Source organism: Streptomyces chattanoogensis (assembly GCF_001294335.1).
Taxonomy (GTDB): domain Bacteria; phylum Actinomycetota; class Actinomycetes; order Streptomycetales; family Streptomycetaceae; genus Streptomyces; species Streptomyces chattanoogensis.
The window spans coordinates 83,899-98,025 of sequence record NZ_LGKG01000136.1 but is presented as its reverse complement, the minus strand read 5'-3'; the positions used below and the strand labels follow the sequence as shown (position 1 = coordinate 98,025).

The window sequence follows — 14,127 nt, the reverse complement described above, 5'->3', positions numbered from 1 at the left end:
GGGCCCGCCGCCCCGATCCCGCCCCCTGCTACTACGCCGACCGCGGCGCCAGCGGTTCCCGGGTGCCTCAGCCGCTCCAGCGCAGCACCGCGCCGAATCCGCCCGCCGGTCCCTGCACACCCTCGGGAACCAGCAGCACCTCGGCGCCGGCCGCCGCGGCGGACCGCAGCAGGGCGTCGTCCGCCCGTGCCCGCTGGGGCTTGCTGACGCCCAGCGCCTGCGCCTGGCCGCGCTGTACGGCGACCTGGTCGACACCGGGCCCGATCCAGACGTCCCGGCCCCCGTCGGGGGCGTCCTGCCCCAGGAGCAGGGTGTCCACCTGGTGGCTGCGGGCCGCGTCCACGACGGCGGGCACTCCCTCCGCCGCGTCTCCGGGGTTGCTGTCGACACCGCGCTCACCGTGCGAACCGGGGTGGCGGCGGCCGGTGCGGAAGCGGTTGAGGGCCTCTTCGACGCGGGCGTGCGCGTACTGCTCGCGGGCCTGCGCGATCTGCTGGTCGAGCAGGCGCCTGGAGGCGCCCGGCGACCGGCTGCCGTTCTCGGCCTCGACGGTGACGGCCCGGATCTGCTCGGGCAGCCGGTTGTACACGGCCCTGCGCTCACGGGAGTCGCCGGTCAGGACCAGCATCTGTGCGCCGCTCTCCGGCCACTGCCGGGCGAGCTCGCCCGCGATGATGTCGGCGGTCTCGTTCCAGGTGTTCTCGACCTTGTTCCGGTAGTGCCACTCGTAGCGGTCCGTGGGGATGCTGCGGTGTCCGCGGCCCTGCCACTCCTTGCCGTCCGCCGTGGCCACGGTCCGGCTGCGCTGGGCGTCGCGCAGCTCCATATCGGCGCCGGTGCGGTCGATGTACGCCACCAGGCACGGCGGTTCATCGCCGAGCAGCCCGGGGAGCGGCGCGATATGCGGCAGGTAGGACCAGGTCGCCTCGCTGCTCACCGGGGGCGCGCTGAGCGGGACGTCGAGGACGACCTCGGCGCCCGCGGCGAAGACCGCACGGCCGGGAGGCGCTCCGGAGGCCGGTTCGTGGGCGAGCCGGTCCATCACCGCCCGGCAGGTGTACGGGTCGGCACCCGCGTCGATGAGCTGCGAGGCGACGGAGCGCTCCCGGAGCTTCTGCTGCTTCGCCGCGTCCTCCGTCGCCCGCGTGGTGTCGATGTACACGGAGGCCCATGGGCCGAGACGGTCGAAGAGCGGCTTGAGAAATCCGAGTTCCATGATCACTCCCCGGCTCGAGGACGGAAAGTACTACCAGGTTGCGTGCTACCAGATTAGGCCGATGTGTCCGCAGAGCCTTCCCCGGAGCCTTCCTTACGCAGAAAACGGCGCAATCGCGCCAGGGGCCAGGTGTTGATCACCTCGTCCGCGGTCAGCCAGCCCCGCTGCGCGGTGCCCACGCCGTAGCGCAGGTTCCCCAGGTGCAGCGGCGCATGGGCGTCGGTGTTGACGGCGAACTTCACGCCGTACCGCTTGGCGCGCAGGATGTGCTCGTCGGACAGGTCGAGCCGGTCGGGGTGGGCGTTGATCTCCAGCGCTGTCCCGGTGCGGGCGCAGGCGGCGAACACCGCATCCAGGTCGATGTCGAGGCCCGGACGCTTGCCGATGATCCGGGTGGTCGGGTGTCCGATGATGTTGACCTGCGGATTCTCACAGGCCGTGACGAGCCGCCGGGTCAGGGCGTCGCGTCCTTGGCCGAAGTGCGAGTGGACGGAGGCCACGCAGAGGTCGAAGCCGCGCAGGAACTCCTGCGGCCAGTCCACCGTTCCGTCCGGGCCGATATTGAGCTCGGTGCCGTGCAGCAGGCGCATCTTCCGGTGCCTGCCGTCGAGTTCGCGGACCCGCTCGCGCTGTGCCAGCACCTTCTCGTCGGTCATCCGCTGCATGGAAAGGTCCGGGGCGTGGTCGGTGACCGCGTAGTACCGCAGGCCCCGGCGGGCGGCGGCCTCCACCATCTCGTCCAGCGGGGCGAGGCCGTCGGTCAGGTCGGTATGGGTGTGCAGGTCGCCCCTGATGTCCGCCTCCGTGACCAGGTCCGGCAGCTCACCGCGCAGCCCCGCGGCGACCTCGCCGCGGTCCTCGCGCAGCGTCGGCGGAATCCAGGGCAGACCGAGCCGGGCGTAGACCTCCTCCTCGGTCCCCGAGACGATCTTCTTGCCGCTCCTGGCGTGGAAGAGGCCGTATTCGGAGAGCTTCAGCTTGTGGTGCACGGCCATCTCGCGGGTGCGGATGTTGTGCGCCTTGGAACCGGTGAAGTACTGCATCCCCGCGCCCCAGGAGTCGGGCGGCACGACGCGCAGATCGATCTGCAGGCCCTTGGTGGTGCGGATGGAGGTCTTCTTCGTGCCGCGGGCGATGACCTCGGCGGTGCCCGGCAGCCGGGTGAAGGTGTCCATGAAGGGGGCGGAGACGGACGCGGCCACCAGGATGTCCACGTCGCCGATGGTCTCCCGCATACGGCGCAGCGACCCGGCGTATGCGCAGCTCTCGCACCCGGACAGGGCGGAGAGCTCGGCCACGATCTCCTCGGCGATGTCCATGGCGGCGTTGATCGGCACCCGCCCGCCCGCGGCCTGCAGTTGGTCGATGCCGTGCAGGATGTTCTCCTCGGTCTTGGGGCCGAAGCCCTTGAGGTCGCGCAGCCGCTCCTCGTGGAGGGCGTCGAGCAGCTCGGGCACCGAGGAGATGTGCAGGTCCTCATAGAGCGTCAGGGCCTTGCGGGGGCCGAGGGTGGGGATGGCCATCAGCTCGCGTACGCCCGCGGGGATCTTGGACCTGATGTCCTCCACAGCGGGCATCCGCCCGGTCCGCAGATACTGGATCACCTTGTCGGCGATGGACCTGCCGACGTTCGGGATCTCCTGCAGACCTTTGGCGTCGAGCTTCGAGACATCGGCGTGGTGACCGCCGATGGCCCGCGCGGCCTTCTCGTAGGCGCGGGCCTTGAACGCATCTCCGCCGGTGATCAGGACGAGGTCCGCATACTCCTTGAGCAGCGCCTCGACCTCCTCGTTGGGCCGGATCACACGCCCATTTTAGTGCGGGTCCGCGCCGCGGGCCCTTCCGGCGCGGCTGCCGGGAGCGCTCGGGCCAGGGGCGCCGTACGCCGCGATACCGGCCCCTGGCCGACCACCCCCGCGGCGAGCGCGCGCAGTGCCGGGCGGATGCGGTGCAGGCCGTCCTCGGCCGGTGCGCCGGGGATGCCGGGGCCTAGGGGGTGTCGTGCCGCGCGGGAGCGCCCGCGCGGAGGCCGTCCATGACGAGGTCCAGCAGCCGCCCGGCGCGCGAGTGCCAGTCCCCGTGCGGATCGATCTGCCAGAGGCCGGCGATGGCGAGGACGAAATCGTCGGGGGTCACTCCCGGCCGGATGGTGCCGGCCTCTTCGTTCGCCTTCAGCAGGAGGGCGACGGCCGAGGTCACCGGGCCGTGTCCCAGTCCGGCCAGGGTGCCGCACGCGCTGGTGGCTTTGCGCATCGCATCGGCCAGGCCGGCCTTGGCCATGGCGTACTGGGCGAGGCGGTCCATCCACTCCCGCAGGGCCTGGTCGGGTGCGCGGGTCTCGAGCAGCTGGGCCGCGGTGTCGGAGACCTGCTGGACCTCGTACCGGTAGACCTCCAGTACGAGGGACTCGCGGTTGGGGAAGTTGCGGTAGAACGTCCCTTGCCCGACACCCGCCTTCTTCGCGATCGAGCTGAGCGGGGCGTCGGCCGAGCGCGTCAGCTCGGCCAGGGCCACTTCCAGGATGCGCTCGCGATTCCGTTGCGCGTCCGAGCGCAGTGGTGCGTCCTTCTTCTGCTGCACTCGTCCTCCCTCCGGGAATCACGGCCGCCGCCGAAAACGATCGGTCGTGTGCGCGGCCGGCCTTGCTAACCGGACAACTGTCCGGTAGATTTGACGTCAGCGGACAGGTGTCCGCTTAGGCCCACCATAGCGGCAGATACGGCCGGTGTGGACGCCCGGTGCCCACCGTGACCGGCTCCTCGCCCACCGCACACGCCGCCGGCGCCCGAGCTGACGCCGCTGTGCACAGCGCCATCTCCCCCCGAACTGCCGGGGTCGGGACCGTCTCGTCCGACGCTCCCGCTCCCGCGTCATCAGGACAGCTCGACTTCCGGTCGATTACGTCGGCACCGGGGCCCGCGCCCCGACGCCCACCGCGCCCCACACACGCGAAAGAAGGCTGCTCATGGCCCCATCGACGTCCAGCGCCATCACCCTGAACATCAACGGCGAGAAGCATGCGCTGCCCGTCGACCACCGCACCACCCTGCTCGACGCCCTGCGCGAGCACCTCGATCTGACGGGCACCAAGAAGGGCTGTGACCACGGCCAGTGCGGCGCATGCACGGTGCTGCTCGACGGGCGCCGGGCCGTCTCCTGTCTGCAGCTCGCGGTGGCCGCCGAGGGGCGTGAGATCACCACCATCGAGGGCGTGGCGGACGGTGAACAGCTGCATCCGGTGCAGCAGGCGTTCCTCGACCTCGACGGCTATCAGTGCGGCTACTGCACACCGGGGCAGATCTGTTCGGCCATCGCGGTGATCGAGGAACACGCGGCGGGCTGGCCGAGCGCGGTGACCGACGACGTACGGCCCGAGGCGGGACCGCCGCCGCTCACCGCCGAGGAGATACGGGAGCGGATGAGCGGCAATCTGTGCCGCTGCGGCGCGTATGTGTCCATCGTGCAGGCCGTCGCACAGGCGGCCGAGGCCGAGCAGAAGACCAAGGAGGCGGCGGCATGAGGGAGTTCGGCTATCGGCGGGTGCACGACGTCCCCGGGGCCCTCGCCCTGCTCGGCGCCGATCCCGATGCGCGCTGTCTCGGCGGCGGCACCAATCTCGTCGACCTGATGAAGGCGGGGGTGGAGCGGCCGGGGCTCCTCATCGACGTACGGGAGCTCCCCCTCGACCGGATCGCGGCCACGGACGGCGGCGGTCTGCGCATCGGCGCGACCGTCACCAACAGCGATCTCGCCGCCCATCCCGAAGTGCGCCGCCGCTACCCGGCGTTGGCGCAGGCCGTCCTGGCCGGCGCCTCGGGGCAGCTGCGCAACATGGCCACGGTGGGCGGAAATCTGCTCCAGCGCACCCGCTGCGGTTACTTCACCGACCCGGCCAAGCCCTGCAACAAGCGCATCCCGGGCAGCGGTTGCCCTGCCCTCGAGGGCGAGCACCACAACCACGCGATCCTCGGTGCCTCCGAGCACTGTGTGGCGGTCCACCCCTCGGACATGGGGGTGGCGCTCGCCGCCTTCGACGCCGTCGTCTCGTACGAAACGGTGGACGGGCCGGGGGAGTTGCCGCTGGCGGAGTTCTATCTGCCGGTGGGTGAGACACCGCATCTGGAGACCGCGCTGCCGCCCGGCGCGCTGATCACCGGCGTCACCCTGCCGCCGGCTCCGGTCGCCGCCCACTCCCGCTACCGCAAGGTGCGCGAGCGCGCCTCGTACGCCTTCGCGATCGGCTCGATCGCCGCCGCCCTCGACGTCCGGGACGGTGTCATCCGCGACGTCCGGCTCGCCTTCGGCGCGGTCGCGTCCCGGCCGTGGCGGGCCCGGGAGGCCGAGCGGGTGCTCACCGGGGGACCGGCGAGCGCCGAGGCCTTCGCCGCCGCCGCGGACGCCGAACTGGCAGCCGCCGAGGCGCTGCCCCACAACGGATACAAGGTGACGCTGATGCGCAACCTCGTCATAGCCATGCTGAGCGAGCTGGCCGAGACCGACCCGGCCGAGCTGAACGGAGGAACCGCCCGATGACCACCGCGACGACGGGAACCACCGCGGTCACGGGTGCCGTCGGCACCGCGCACACCCGCGTGGAGGGCCTGGCCAAGGTCACCGGAGCGGCCCGCTACGCCGGCGAGATCCCGTTCGCCGAACTCGCCCACGGCTGGCTGGTGCTGTCCACCGTCGCGCGCGGCCGGATCCGCTCCGTGGAGGACGCCCCCGTACGGGCGATGCCCGGCGTCCTCACCGTCCTGCACCACGGGAACGCCCCGCGCGTCGACGGCGACTACGTGGGCATGCTGGGGAAGCCCGACCCGACCGTCGCGGTCTTCCAGCACGACCGGGTGCCGTACCTGGGCTGGCCGGTGGCGCTGGTCGTCGCCGAGACCTCCGAGCAGGCCAGGGAGGCCGCCGAAGCGCTGGTGGTCCGGTACGACCAGGAGCCGCACGACGTCGCGTTCTTCGCCGGCCGCCCCGGCACGTACACGCCTCAGACTCCCGGAACGGAGACGGAGAAGGGCGACCTCGAGGCCGAACTCACCGCGTCCGCCGTCGTCGTGGACGCGGAGTACACCACACCGGAAGAGCACCACAGCTCGATGGAGCCGCACGCGGCGATGGCCCGTTGGGACAGCGGCCGTCTCGAGGTCGTCGACTCCAACCAGGGCAGCACCTGGGTGGCGGGCGAGCTCGCCAAGCTGTTCTCCCTCGATCCCGAGTCCGTGCGGGTACGGTCCGAGCACGTCGGCGGCGCCTTCGGGTCCAAGGGCGTGCGCCCGCACCAGGTGCTCGCCGTGATGGCGGCGACCGTCCTCCACCGCCCGGTCCGGGTCGTACTGACCCGCCGCCAGATGTTCTCGCTCGTCGGCTACCGCAGCCCCACGGCGCAGCGGGTCAGGCTCGGCGCCGATCCCGACGGGCGGCTGCGCGCGCTCGACCACCAGGCGCAGAGCCTCACCTCGACGGTGCATGAATTCGTCGAGCCGAGCGCCAGTGTGGCGCGCGCGATGTACGACGCCGACGCGCACCACACCGTGAACCAGGTCGTCGCGCTCGATGTGCCGACGCCGACCTGGATGCGCGCGCCGGGCGAGGCACCGGGGTCGTTCGCCCTGGAGTCCGCGCTCGACGAACTCGCCGAGAAGTGCGGTCTCGACCCGATCGCGTTGCGCACACGCAACGAACCGGACGCCGGTCCCGTCTCCGGGCTGCCGTTCAGCAGCCGCAATCTGCTCGCCTGTTTCGAGGAGGGCGCGCGCAGGTTCGGCTGGGCGGACCGGGACCCCGCTCCCGGCCTGCGTCGCGAAGGGCGCTGGCTGCTCGGCACCGGCACGGCCGCGGCCTCGTTCCCCACGATGGTCATGCCGTCCACGGCTGCCGTGACGGCGGAGGCGGACGGGACCTTCACCGTCAGGATCAGCGCGGCGGACGTCGGCACCGGGGCGCGGACCGCGCTGACCCTGATCGCCGCTGACGCGCTGGAGGTGGCGCCGGACCGGATCCGTGTGCGGATCGCCGACAGCGACTTCGGCCCGGCGATGATCGCCGGCGGCTCGATGGGCACCCGCTCCTGGGGCTGGGCGGTCACCGCCGCGGTCGGCGAACTGCGCGAACAGCTGGCCCTGGGCGGCGACATCCCGCCGCAGGGGATCACGGCACGCGCGGACACCACCGAGGCCCTCGGCGCGCTGCCGGAGAAGGAACGGCACTCCTTCGGGGCGCAGTTCGCGGAGGTCGCCGTGGACACCACCACCGGAGAGATCCGCGTACGGCGGCTGCTCGGCATCTTCGCCGCGGGCCGGATCATCAATCCGCTGACCGCGCGCAGCCAGTTCATCGGCGGGATGACCTGGGGTCTTTCCATGGCGCTGCACGAGGAGGCGGTCCGGGACCAGGCGTCCGGCGGCCATGTGAACGCCGACTTCGCCGGGTATCACTTCGCCGCGCACGCCGACGTACCGCTGATCGAGGCGGACTGGGTGGACGACCCGGACGACGACCCGGTCGGCATCAAGGGGATCGGCGAGATCGGGATCGTGGGCACGGCCGCGGCGATCGCCAACGCCGTCTGGCACGCCACCGGCGTCCGCCACCGGAACCTGCCGATCCGGCCCGACCGTGTTCTCCTGGCGGGAGGTGAACCCGCAGGGGGCCGACATGCTTGATATCGCCGATGAGCTGCACCGATGGCTCGAGGAGGGCCGTGCCTTCGCCGTCGCCACCGTCGTGGCCGTCGGCGGCAGCGCCCCGCGCAGCCCCGGCGCCGCCCTCGCCGTCGACAGCCAGGGCACGGCCATCGGCTCGGTCTCCGGCGGCTGTGTGGAAGCGGCGGTGTACGACCTGTGCGCCCGCGCCCTCCAGGACGGCGCGACGGTCCGCGAACGCTTCGGATACAGCGCCGAGGACGCCTTCGCGGTGGGGCTGACCTGCGGCGGAGTCATCGAGGTCCTGGTCACTCCGGTGGCCGCGGACGCCCCGGACCGGCCGGTGTTCGCGGCGGCGCTGTCGGCCGTCGCCCGAGGGGAGGCGGCGGCCCTGGCCCGGGTGGCGCAGGGCCCGGCCGGACTGCTCGGCAGGGCGCTGTTCGTCCGTCCCGACGGCTCGTACGAAGGCGGTCCGCTCGGTTCTCCCGAGCTGGACCGCACGACGGCCGGGGAGGCCCGCGCCATGCTGGACGCGGGCCGCACCGGCTCCTTCGACCTCTCGGAGAGCGGTACGCGCTGCGGGGCGGAGCTGACGCTGTTCGTCGAGTCGAGCGTGCCGTCGCCCCGCATGATCGTCTTCGGTGCCATCGACTTCGCGGCGGCACTGGTGCGCACCGGCAAGTTCCTCGGCTACCACGTCACCGTGTGCGACGCCCGCCCCGTCTTCGCCACCCGCGCCCGCTTCCCCGAGGCCGACGACATCGTGATCGACTGGCCCCACCGCTACCTCCAGCGCACCGCGACCGACGCCCGCACGGTCCTGTGCGTCCTCACCCACGACGCCAAATTCGACATCCCCCTCCTCGAGACGGCCCTGCGGCTGCCCGTCGCGTATATCGGTGCCATGGGATCGCGCCGCACCCATGAGGACCGCAACCGGCGGCTGCGCGAAGCCGGCCTCACCGAGCGGGAGTTGGGTCGCCTGCGCTCACCCATCGGTCTCGACCTCGGCGCCCGTACGCCCGAGGAGACCGCCCTGTCCATCGCGGCCGAGATCGTCGCGGCCCGGCAGGGCGGTACGGGTCTCCCGCTGACCGGCTCACGGACACCGATCCACCGTGACGCGGACGAGCGGGGGAACGGCACGGCCGGGGCACATACGGCGGCGTGAGGGATACGGCGGAACGGGGGATACGGCGGCTGCAGACGGTCCGGTCATGAGCGCGGCAGCGCCCGGGGAGCGGCCCGCCAGGTCCCGCCGGGCGCCGCCTCCGCCGCCAGCACCATCAGTGCCACATCGTCCTGCCGGTCCATCTCCGCATGCCGGTTCTCCAGGAGGACGTCGGCGAGCCGCTCGGGGCTCAGGCGCGGGGCCGTGTCGAGGCGCGCGGCGAGGGTGGCGAGGGAGCGTTCCAGGTCGACGCCCGGGGTCTCCACCAGGCCGTCGGTGTAGAGGGCCAGTACGGACTCGGGGGGCAGGGCGATCTCCGTGGCGGAGTAGCGGGCCTGCGGATCGATGCCCAGAAGCAGGCCCGGGGGCACGTCCACCACCGCGGTGGGACGGCCGGGGCGGCGCAGCAGCGGGGGCGGATGGCCGGCGCTGGCGAGGCAGGCGCGCTGGGTGCGCACGTCGATATGGGCGTACAGGCAGCTGGTGAACAGGTCCGGGTCCAGATCCGTCAGCAGACGGTTGGTCCGCGCCAGCACCTCGCCCGGCGGGGCGCCGGCGGTGGCATGGGCGTGGACGGCGGTACGCGCCTGCCCCATGAGGGCCGCGGCCGCCGCGTTGTGCCCCTGGACGTCCCCGATCACCGCGGCGACGCTGCCCTCGTCGAGACGGATCAGGTCGTAGAAGTCGCCGCCGATGTCCATCCCGCGGGTCGACGGCAGATACCGCGCGGCGACGGCGAGCCCCGGTACCGCGGGCAGGCGGTGCGGCAGCAGACCGGCCTGCAGATCGTGGGCGAGCTGCTGTTTGGTGTCGTACAGCCGGGCGCGGTCCAGCGCCTGGGCGACCAGCCCCGCCAGCGAGGTCAGGATCTGGCGTTCCTCCGGGCTGAAGGTGCGGGGACGGTTGTACGCGAGGATGCAGCAGCCGACCGGGCGGCCGGAGACGATCAGCGGCAGTACGGCCCGTGCCGCCTTGCCCGTCAGATGCGGCAGCCCCGGGTAGTCGCGTTCCATTTCCTCCGGCGAGGTGAAGAAGCTGGGCTGCCCGGTGGCGAGGGCGTGGACGGCGGGGCTGTTGGCGGCGCCCAGCGCAACGCCTTCGAAGGCGGCGATGGCCTCGGCGGGGTACCCCCGGTACCCGAGGGTCCGCAGCCGGCCCGCCTCCGCCGCATACATGATCACGCCCTGGGCGCCGAAGGCCGGCACGATCTGGTCGGCCACCAGTTCGACCACATCCCGTGCCTCGACCGCCTCGGTGAGCGCCGCCGCCAGATGCAGCACGTGGTAGATCTGCCCGGCCCGTACGGGCACGGCCTCGTCCTCCGACGGCATGGGCGCCGCGGGACCGTGCTCCCGGTCCGAGGGGCTGATCCACACGCTCAGGCCCCGGGCGTCCGGGAACAGTCGGAAGGTGAGCCACCGGTTCGGCGGACGGTAGGCGGTGAAGGACATCGCCCGGCGGCTGACCACCGCGGCGCGGTAACGGTCCTCGAACACCGGGTCGCGCAGCCACGGCAGGAGCTCCCAGGGCCGCGAACCGACCAGGCGGGTCTCCGCCTCGCCGAGCAGCTCCGCCGCACCGGTCGTGACCATGGTGATGCGCCCCTCCAGATCCAGCGCGCAGCCGCCGCCGGGCAGCCGCTCCGCGTAGTCGACCGCCGCGAACGCCTCCTCGAGGTCCACGCTCCGTGCCGGCGGCGGCGACAGGACGCGCACACCGGCCGGCGAGGTGTCGCCGTCGGCCAGGGGGCCCTTGGCCAGTACGGCCGCCAGACGCCGGCAGCCCGTCTCCACCGCCTCGCGTTCCTCCGCCGACAGCTGCGGTGCGTGCCCCTCCGGCCACAACAGCAGCAAGGAGCCCAGACACCGGGACCCGTCGCTGATCGGTGCCGCCGCCAGCGCGAATTCATACGGCACGGCCACCGCCGTACGGGGGAAGTCACGGGCCAGCTGCTGATGGCATGCCACCCACACCAGGCGCTCCCGGCGTGCCGCGACGGCAACCGGGATGGGGGCCGCCAGCGCCACCCGGCCCCAGGGCTCCATGAGCCGCGCCGGGATACCGCTCATGGCGGTCAGCTGGATCACCGGCTCGTCGGCCGTCAGCACATAGAGCCCGCAGGCGGAGGCCCCGGCCTCGAGCATCACCCGGAGCAGCGCCCGGTCCACGGCATCGGAGCCGGCCCCGCCGTTCATCTCGTACCTTCGCTCAGCTGCCGTCGGGACATGGGGATTCTCCTGGGACAGTGCTGACGTTACGCCGTCGGCCGGGCCGCGGCATTTGATCGCGGGGGCGCCGCGCCGCGCACGGGGCGCCGCGCGGTGCGCAGGGCCCGCGCGGTTTCGTACCGAGGCCGCGGCCCGCGCGGAACGGCGGCCCGGCGGCGCCGACCGGGCGGGGAGACCGCAGCGGGCCCCTTGTCACCCCACCGCAGGAACTCCCCGGAAACGAGGCGGTCATACGCGAGGACGGCACCGCGCCCTGCTTACCATCACCGGAATCCCCCGGGAAGAATTCCGGGCGCCTCGCCATCCACACATGACCCTTCGTCAGGAGGCTGTATGAGCGCGAAAGCGGGCTCGGGTCAGTTGCTGGCCATCCGGCCGGCCGGGGGAACGGGGCAGCACGCCCGTCCCCACCAGACGTTCGCCCACCCGCTGAAGGCCCGGCTTGTCGACAGCCGAACCGACATTCCCGTGGCCGACAGCGAGGTGACGTTCGTCTGGGACTCCATGAGCCAGCAGGCCCTTTTCGAAGGCGAGGAAACCACTGTCACCGCGCATACCGACGCCCAGGGATACGCCGAGACCCCACCGCTCGTGGCGGGCGACGCGGCCGGTACCGCCACTTTCACCGTCATCGCCGAGGGCGCCGCGCCGGAGCAGTTCGAGGTCACGGTCGACGGCTGAACCGGCACAGGGGAGGCCGTATGGAATCGCCTGGGCAGCAACGGGCACACGGGCGTCACGAGTCCGAGGAAGAGCGGGCCGACCGACGCTGGAGTGAACTTCTCCAGGAAGTACGCGTCACCCAGACCGGTGTGCAGATTCTGTTCGGTTTTCTGCTCACCGTGGTGTTCACCCCCCGATTCGCCACCCTCAGCGCGACCGACACCACCATCTATGTGGTCACGGCGCTGCTCGGCGCCGCCGCAACGGCTGCGCTCGTCGGTCCGGTGACCCTGCACCGGTTCGTCGCCGGACGCCACATCAAGCCGGAGACGGTGATCTGGGCATCGAGGCTCACCGTCGTCGGGGCCGTTCTCCTTCTGGCGACCGTCGCTTCGGCGCTTCTGCTGATCCTGCGCATCGCCGTCAACGACAGCGCCGTGCCCTGGATCGTCGCGGGGCTGATGGTGTGGTTCCTGCTGTGCTGGTTCGCGCTTCCCCTGTGGGCCCGGCACCACTACCTGTCCAGGAAATGAAACCGCCGGATAAAGGGAGCTCAGTGCATGCCTTTCGGCAAGCGTGAAGAAGGCCTGCAAGGCACGGCACGGCGGGCGGCCGAACGTGGATTCCGTCGCTTGGACGAACGGCTTCCGGCGGCCGATGCGGGGAAGCTGCTGCGCAAGGCGTTCCCGGATCACTGGGCGTTCCTGCTCGGGGAACTGGCGCTGTACAGCCTGATCGTGCTCATCCTCACGGGCGTGTTCCTCACCCTGTTCTTCGACCCGCTGATGTCGGAGAGCACCTATCACGGCTCGTACGGACCGCTGCACGGCACCCGCATGACCCGGGCCTACGCCTCCACGCTGAGACTGAGCTTCGATGTGCGGGGCGGGCTGCTGATCCGGCAGATCCACCATTGGGCGGCGCTGACCTTTGTGGCGGCCATCGGGGTACACATGCTGCGCATCTTCTTCACCGGCGCGTTTCGCCGTCCGCGTGAGGGCAACTGGATGATCGGGGTGACGCTCTTTCTGCTCGCGCTGCTGGAGGGCTTCTGCGGCTACTCACTGCCCGATGACCTGCTCTCCGGTACCGGTCTGCGCACCGCGGACACCATCATGGGATCCATCCCGATCGTCGGCACCTATCTCTCCTTCTTCGCCTTCGGCGGCGAATTCCCCGGACAGGACATCATTCCGCGCCTCTATACGGTGCACATCCTGCTGGTGCCCGGCATTCTCATCGCGATGGTCACCGCGCATCTCATCCTCGTCGTCTTCCTCAAACACACACAGTGGCGCGGGCCGGGAAGGACGAACAGGAACGTCAGGGGGCAGCCGATGCTGCCCCAGTGGCTCACCAAGTCGACCGGACTGTTCCTCATTCTCTTCGGCTGCACGGCCGTTCTCGGCGCGGTGGCCCAGATCAACCCGGTCTGGAATTACGGCCCGTTCCGCGCGGACCAGGTCTCCACCGATGCGCAACCCGACTGGTACGTGGGGTTCCTCGAAGGCGCGTTGCGCCTCATGCCCCCATGGGAAAACCGGCTGTGGGGCCACACCGTCATGTGGAATGTGTTCCTGCCCGCCGTGGTGCTGCCCGGGGTGCTGTTCATGGTCCTTTACCTCTATCCCTTTTTCGAGAGATGGGTCACCGGGGACCGCGGCGAACATCATCTGTGCGACCGGCCGCGGGAACGGCATACCCGTACCGGCCTGGGTGTGGCCGGCATCGTCGGCTACGCGGTCCTCCTCCTGGCCGGCGGAAACGACCTCATCGCCTTCGGCTTCGAGCTCTCGCTGGACACCCTGACATGGGTGTTCCGGGTGGCGGTGGTGGTCGCACCCCCGCTGGCGTTCTGGATCACCAAAGGGATCTGTCTGGCACTGCAGCACCGCGAGCGGGAACGGCTGGCCGAGGGCGACGAATCGGGCCTGGTGAGCCAATCGGTCTACGGGGACCTGACCGAGGGACAGAAACCGCTGCCCCGGCGGGAACAGCTCACGCTCCTCGCGCGCTCGGACCCGGCCCCGCTGGAGCTGGAACCGCCGGGTGCGGCCGGGCTGAGCCGGTACGAGCGCCTGCGGATCACGCTGAGCCAGTGGTTCTACCGCGACCAGGTGGAGATGCCGGTCACCGACGAACAGCGGGAGAACATCGCTGCGGTGAACGCACCGCCTCAGGAGTGATCGGCACCTGCGTATG

General features: G+C 71.5%; 11 protein-coding genes. 7 read left to right on the top strand and 4 right to left on the bottom strand.

Features of this window, described 5'->3' with window-relative positions; genetic code table 11:
* Positions 1-67: 67 nt before the first annotated feature.
* The 3 genes from ADL29_RS17555 to ADL29_RS17545 all read right to left on the bottom strand — a co-directional run bounded on the left by ADL29_RS17555 (position 68) and on the right by ADL29_RS17545 (position 3,796).
* Positions 68-1,216 (bottom strand): baeRF2 domain-containing protein, encoded by a 1,149-nt coding sequence (locus ADL29_RS17555; RefSeq protein WP_053924581.1) that lies wholly within the window; start codon positions 1,214-1,216, stop codon positions 68-70.
* A 53-nt stretch (positions 1,217-1,269) separates the two neighbouring features.
* Positions 1,270-3,021 carry a DNA polymerase/3'-5' exonuclease PolX gene (polX, locus tag ADL29_RS17550; protein ID WP_053924580.1) on the bottom strand — a complete coding sequence of 584 codons (1,752 nt, stop codon included), beginning with the start codon at positions 3,019-3,021 and terminating at the stop codon, positions 1,270-1,272.
* Positions 3,022-3,205: 184 nt separating this feature from the next.
* Positions 3,206-3,796 (bottom strand): TetR/AcrR family transcriptional regulator, encoded by a 591-nt coding sequence (locus tag ADL29_RS17545; RefSeq protein WP_053924579.1) that lies wholly within the window; start codon positions 3,794-3,796, stop codon positions 3,206-3,208.
* A gap of 385 nt (positions 3,797-4,181) precedes the next feature.
* Between ADL29_RS17545 and ADL29_RS17540 the strand changes: the two genes are divergently transcribed.
* Genes ADL29_RS17540 through ADL29_RS17525 form a run of 4 tightly spaced genes read left to right on the top strand, consistent with a single transcriptional unit; the run spans position 4,182 to position 9,034 of the window.
* The gene (locus tag ADL29_RS17540) at positions 4,182-4,736 is read left to right on the top strand and encodes a 2Fe-2S iron-sulfur cluster-binding protein (RefSeq protein WP_053924578.1); all 555 of its coding nucleotides are present in this window, start codon (positions 4,182-4,184) and stop codon (positions 4,734-4,736) included.
* Positions 4,733-5,749 (top strand): FAD binding domain-containing protein, encoded by a 1,017-nt coding sequence (locus ADL29_RS17535; protein WP_053924577.1) that lies wholly within the window; start codon positions 4,733-4,735, stop codon positions 5,747-5,749. Before ADL29_RS17540 ends, ADL29_RS17535 begins: the two co-directional genes overlap by 4 nt.
* Positions 5,746-7,884 carry a xanthine dehydrogenase family protein molybdopterin-binding subunit gene (locus ADL29_RS17530; protein WP_053924576.1) on the top strand — a complete coding sequence of 713 codons (2,139 nt, stop codon included), beginning with the start codon at positions 5,746-5,748 and terminating at the stop codon, positions 7,882-7,884. Before ADL29_RS17535 ends, ADL29_RS17530 begins: the two co-directional genes overlap by 4 nt.
* On the top strand, positions 7,877-9,034 hold the full coding sequence (locus ADL29_RS17525) for an XdhC family protein (RefSeq protein ID WP_053924598.1): 1,158 nt from the start codon (positions 7,877-7,879) through the stop codon (positions 9,032-9,034). Before ADL29_RS17530 ends, ADL29_RS17525 begins: the two co-directional genes overlap by 8 nt.
* A gap of 44 nt (positions 9,035-9,078) precedes the next feature.
* On the opposite strand, the gene ADL29_RS17520 is transcribed toward ADL29_RS17525, so the two are convergent.
* Complete coding sequence (locus ADL29_RS17520) at positions 9,079-11,229, bottom strand: SpoIIE family protein phosphatase (protein ID WP_053924575.1); 2,151 nt, start codon at positions 11,227-11,229, stop codon at positions 9,079-9,081.
* A 366-nt stretch (positions 11,230-11,595) separates the two neighbouring features.
* On the opposite strand from ADL29_RS17520, the gene ADL29_RS17515 reads away from it, so the two are divergent.
* The 3 genes from ADL29_RS17515 to qcrB are packed head-to-tail and all read left to right on the top strand — an operon-like array spanning position 11,596 to position 14,111.
* Positions 11,596-11,943 (top strand): Ig-like domain-containing protein, encoded by a 348-nt coding sequence (locus ADL29_RS17515; RefSeq protein ID WP_053924574.1) that lies wholly within the window; start codon positions 11,596-11,598, stop codon positions 11,941-11,943.
* Positions 11,944-11,963: 20 nt separating this feature from the next.
* On the top strand, positions 11,964-12,458 hold the full coding sequence (locus ADL29_RS17510; RefSeq protein WP_053924573.1) for a DUF6328 family protein: 495 nt from the start codon (positions 11,964-11,966) through the stop codon (positions 12,456-12,458).
* Between the two features lie 27 nt (positions 12,459-12,485).
* Positions 12,486-14,111 (top strand): cytochrome bc1 complex cytochrome b subunit, encoded by a 1,626-nt coding sequence (qcrB, locus tag ADL29_RS17505; protein ID WP_053924572.1) that lies wholly within the window; start codon positions 12,486-12,488, stop codon positions 14,109-14,111.
* Positions 14,112-14,127: the final 16 nt, after the last annotated feature.

What these genes read in the sequence shown, in the direction of transcription:
- ADL29_RS17555 (WP_053924581.1), bottom strand. Translation starts at nt 1,216, where the DNA reads ATGGAACTCGGATTTCTCAAGCCGCTCTTCGACCGTCTCGGCCCATGG.
- ADL29_RS17540 (WP_053924578.1), top strand. Translation starts at nt 4,182, where the DNA reads ATGGCCCCATCGACGTCCAGCGCCATCACCCTGAACATCAACGGCGAG.
- ADL29_RS17535 (WP_053924577.1), top strand. Translation starts at nt 4,733, where the DNA reads ATGAGGGAGTTCGGCTATCGGCGGGTGCACGACGTCCCCGGGGCCCTC.
- ADL29_RS17530 (WP_053924576.1), top strand. Translation starts at nt 5,746, where the DNA reads ATGACCACCGCGACGACGGGAACCACCGCGGTCACGGGTGCCGTCGGC.
- ADL29_RS17525 (WP_053924598.1), top strand. Translation starts at nt 7,877, where the DNA reads ATGCTTGATATCGCCGATGAGCTGCACCGATGGCTCGAGGAGGGCCGT.
- ADL29_RS17520 (WP_053924575.1), bottom strand. Translation starts at nt 11,229, where the DNA reads ATGAACGGCGGGGCCGGCTCCGATGCCGTGGACCGGGCGCTGCTCCGG.
- ADL29_RS17515 (WP_053924574.1), top strand. Translation starts at nt 11,596, where the DNA reads ATGAGCGCGAAAGCGGGCTCGGGTCAGTTGCTGGCCATCCGGCCGGCC.
- ADL29_RS17510 (WP_053924573.1), top strand. Translation starts at nt 11,964, where the DNA reads ATGGAATCGCCTGGGCAGCAACGGGCACACGGGCGTCACGAGTCCGAG.
- qcrB (WP_053924572.1), top strand. Translation starts at nt 12,486, where the DNA reads ATGCCTTTCGGCAAGCGTGAAGAAGGCCTGCAAGGCACGGCACGGCGG.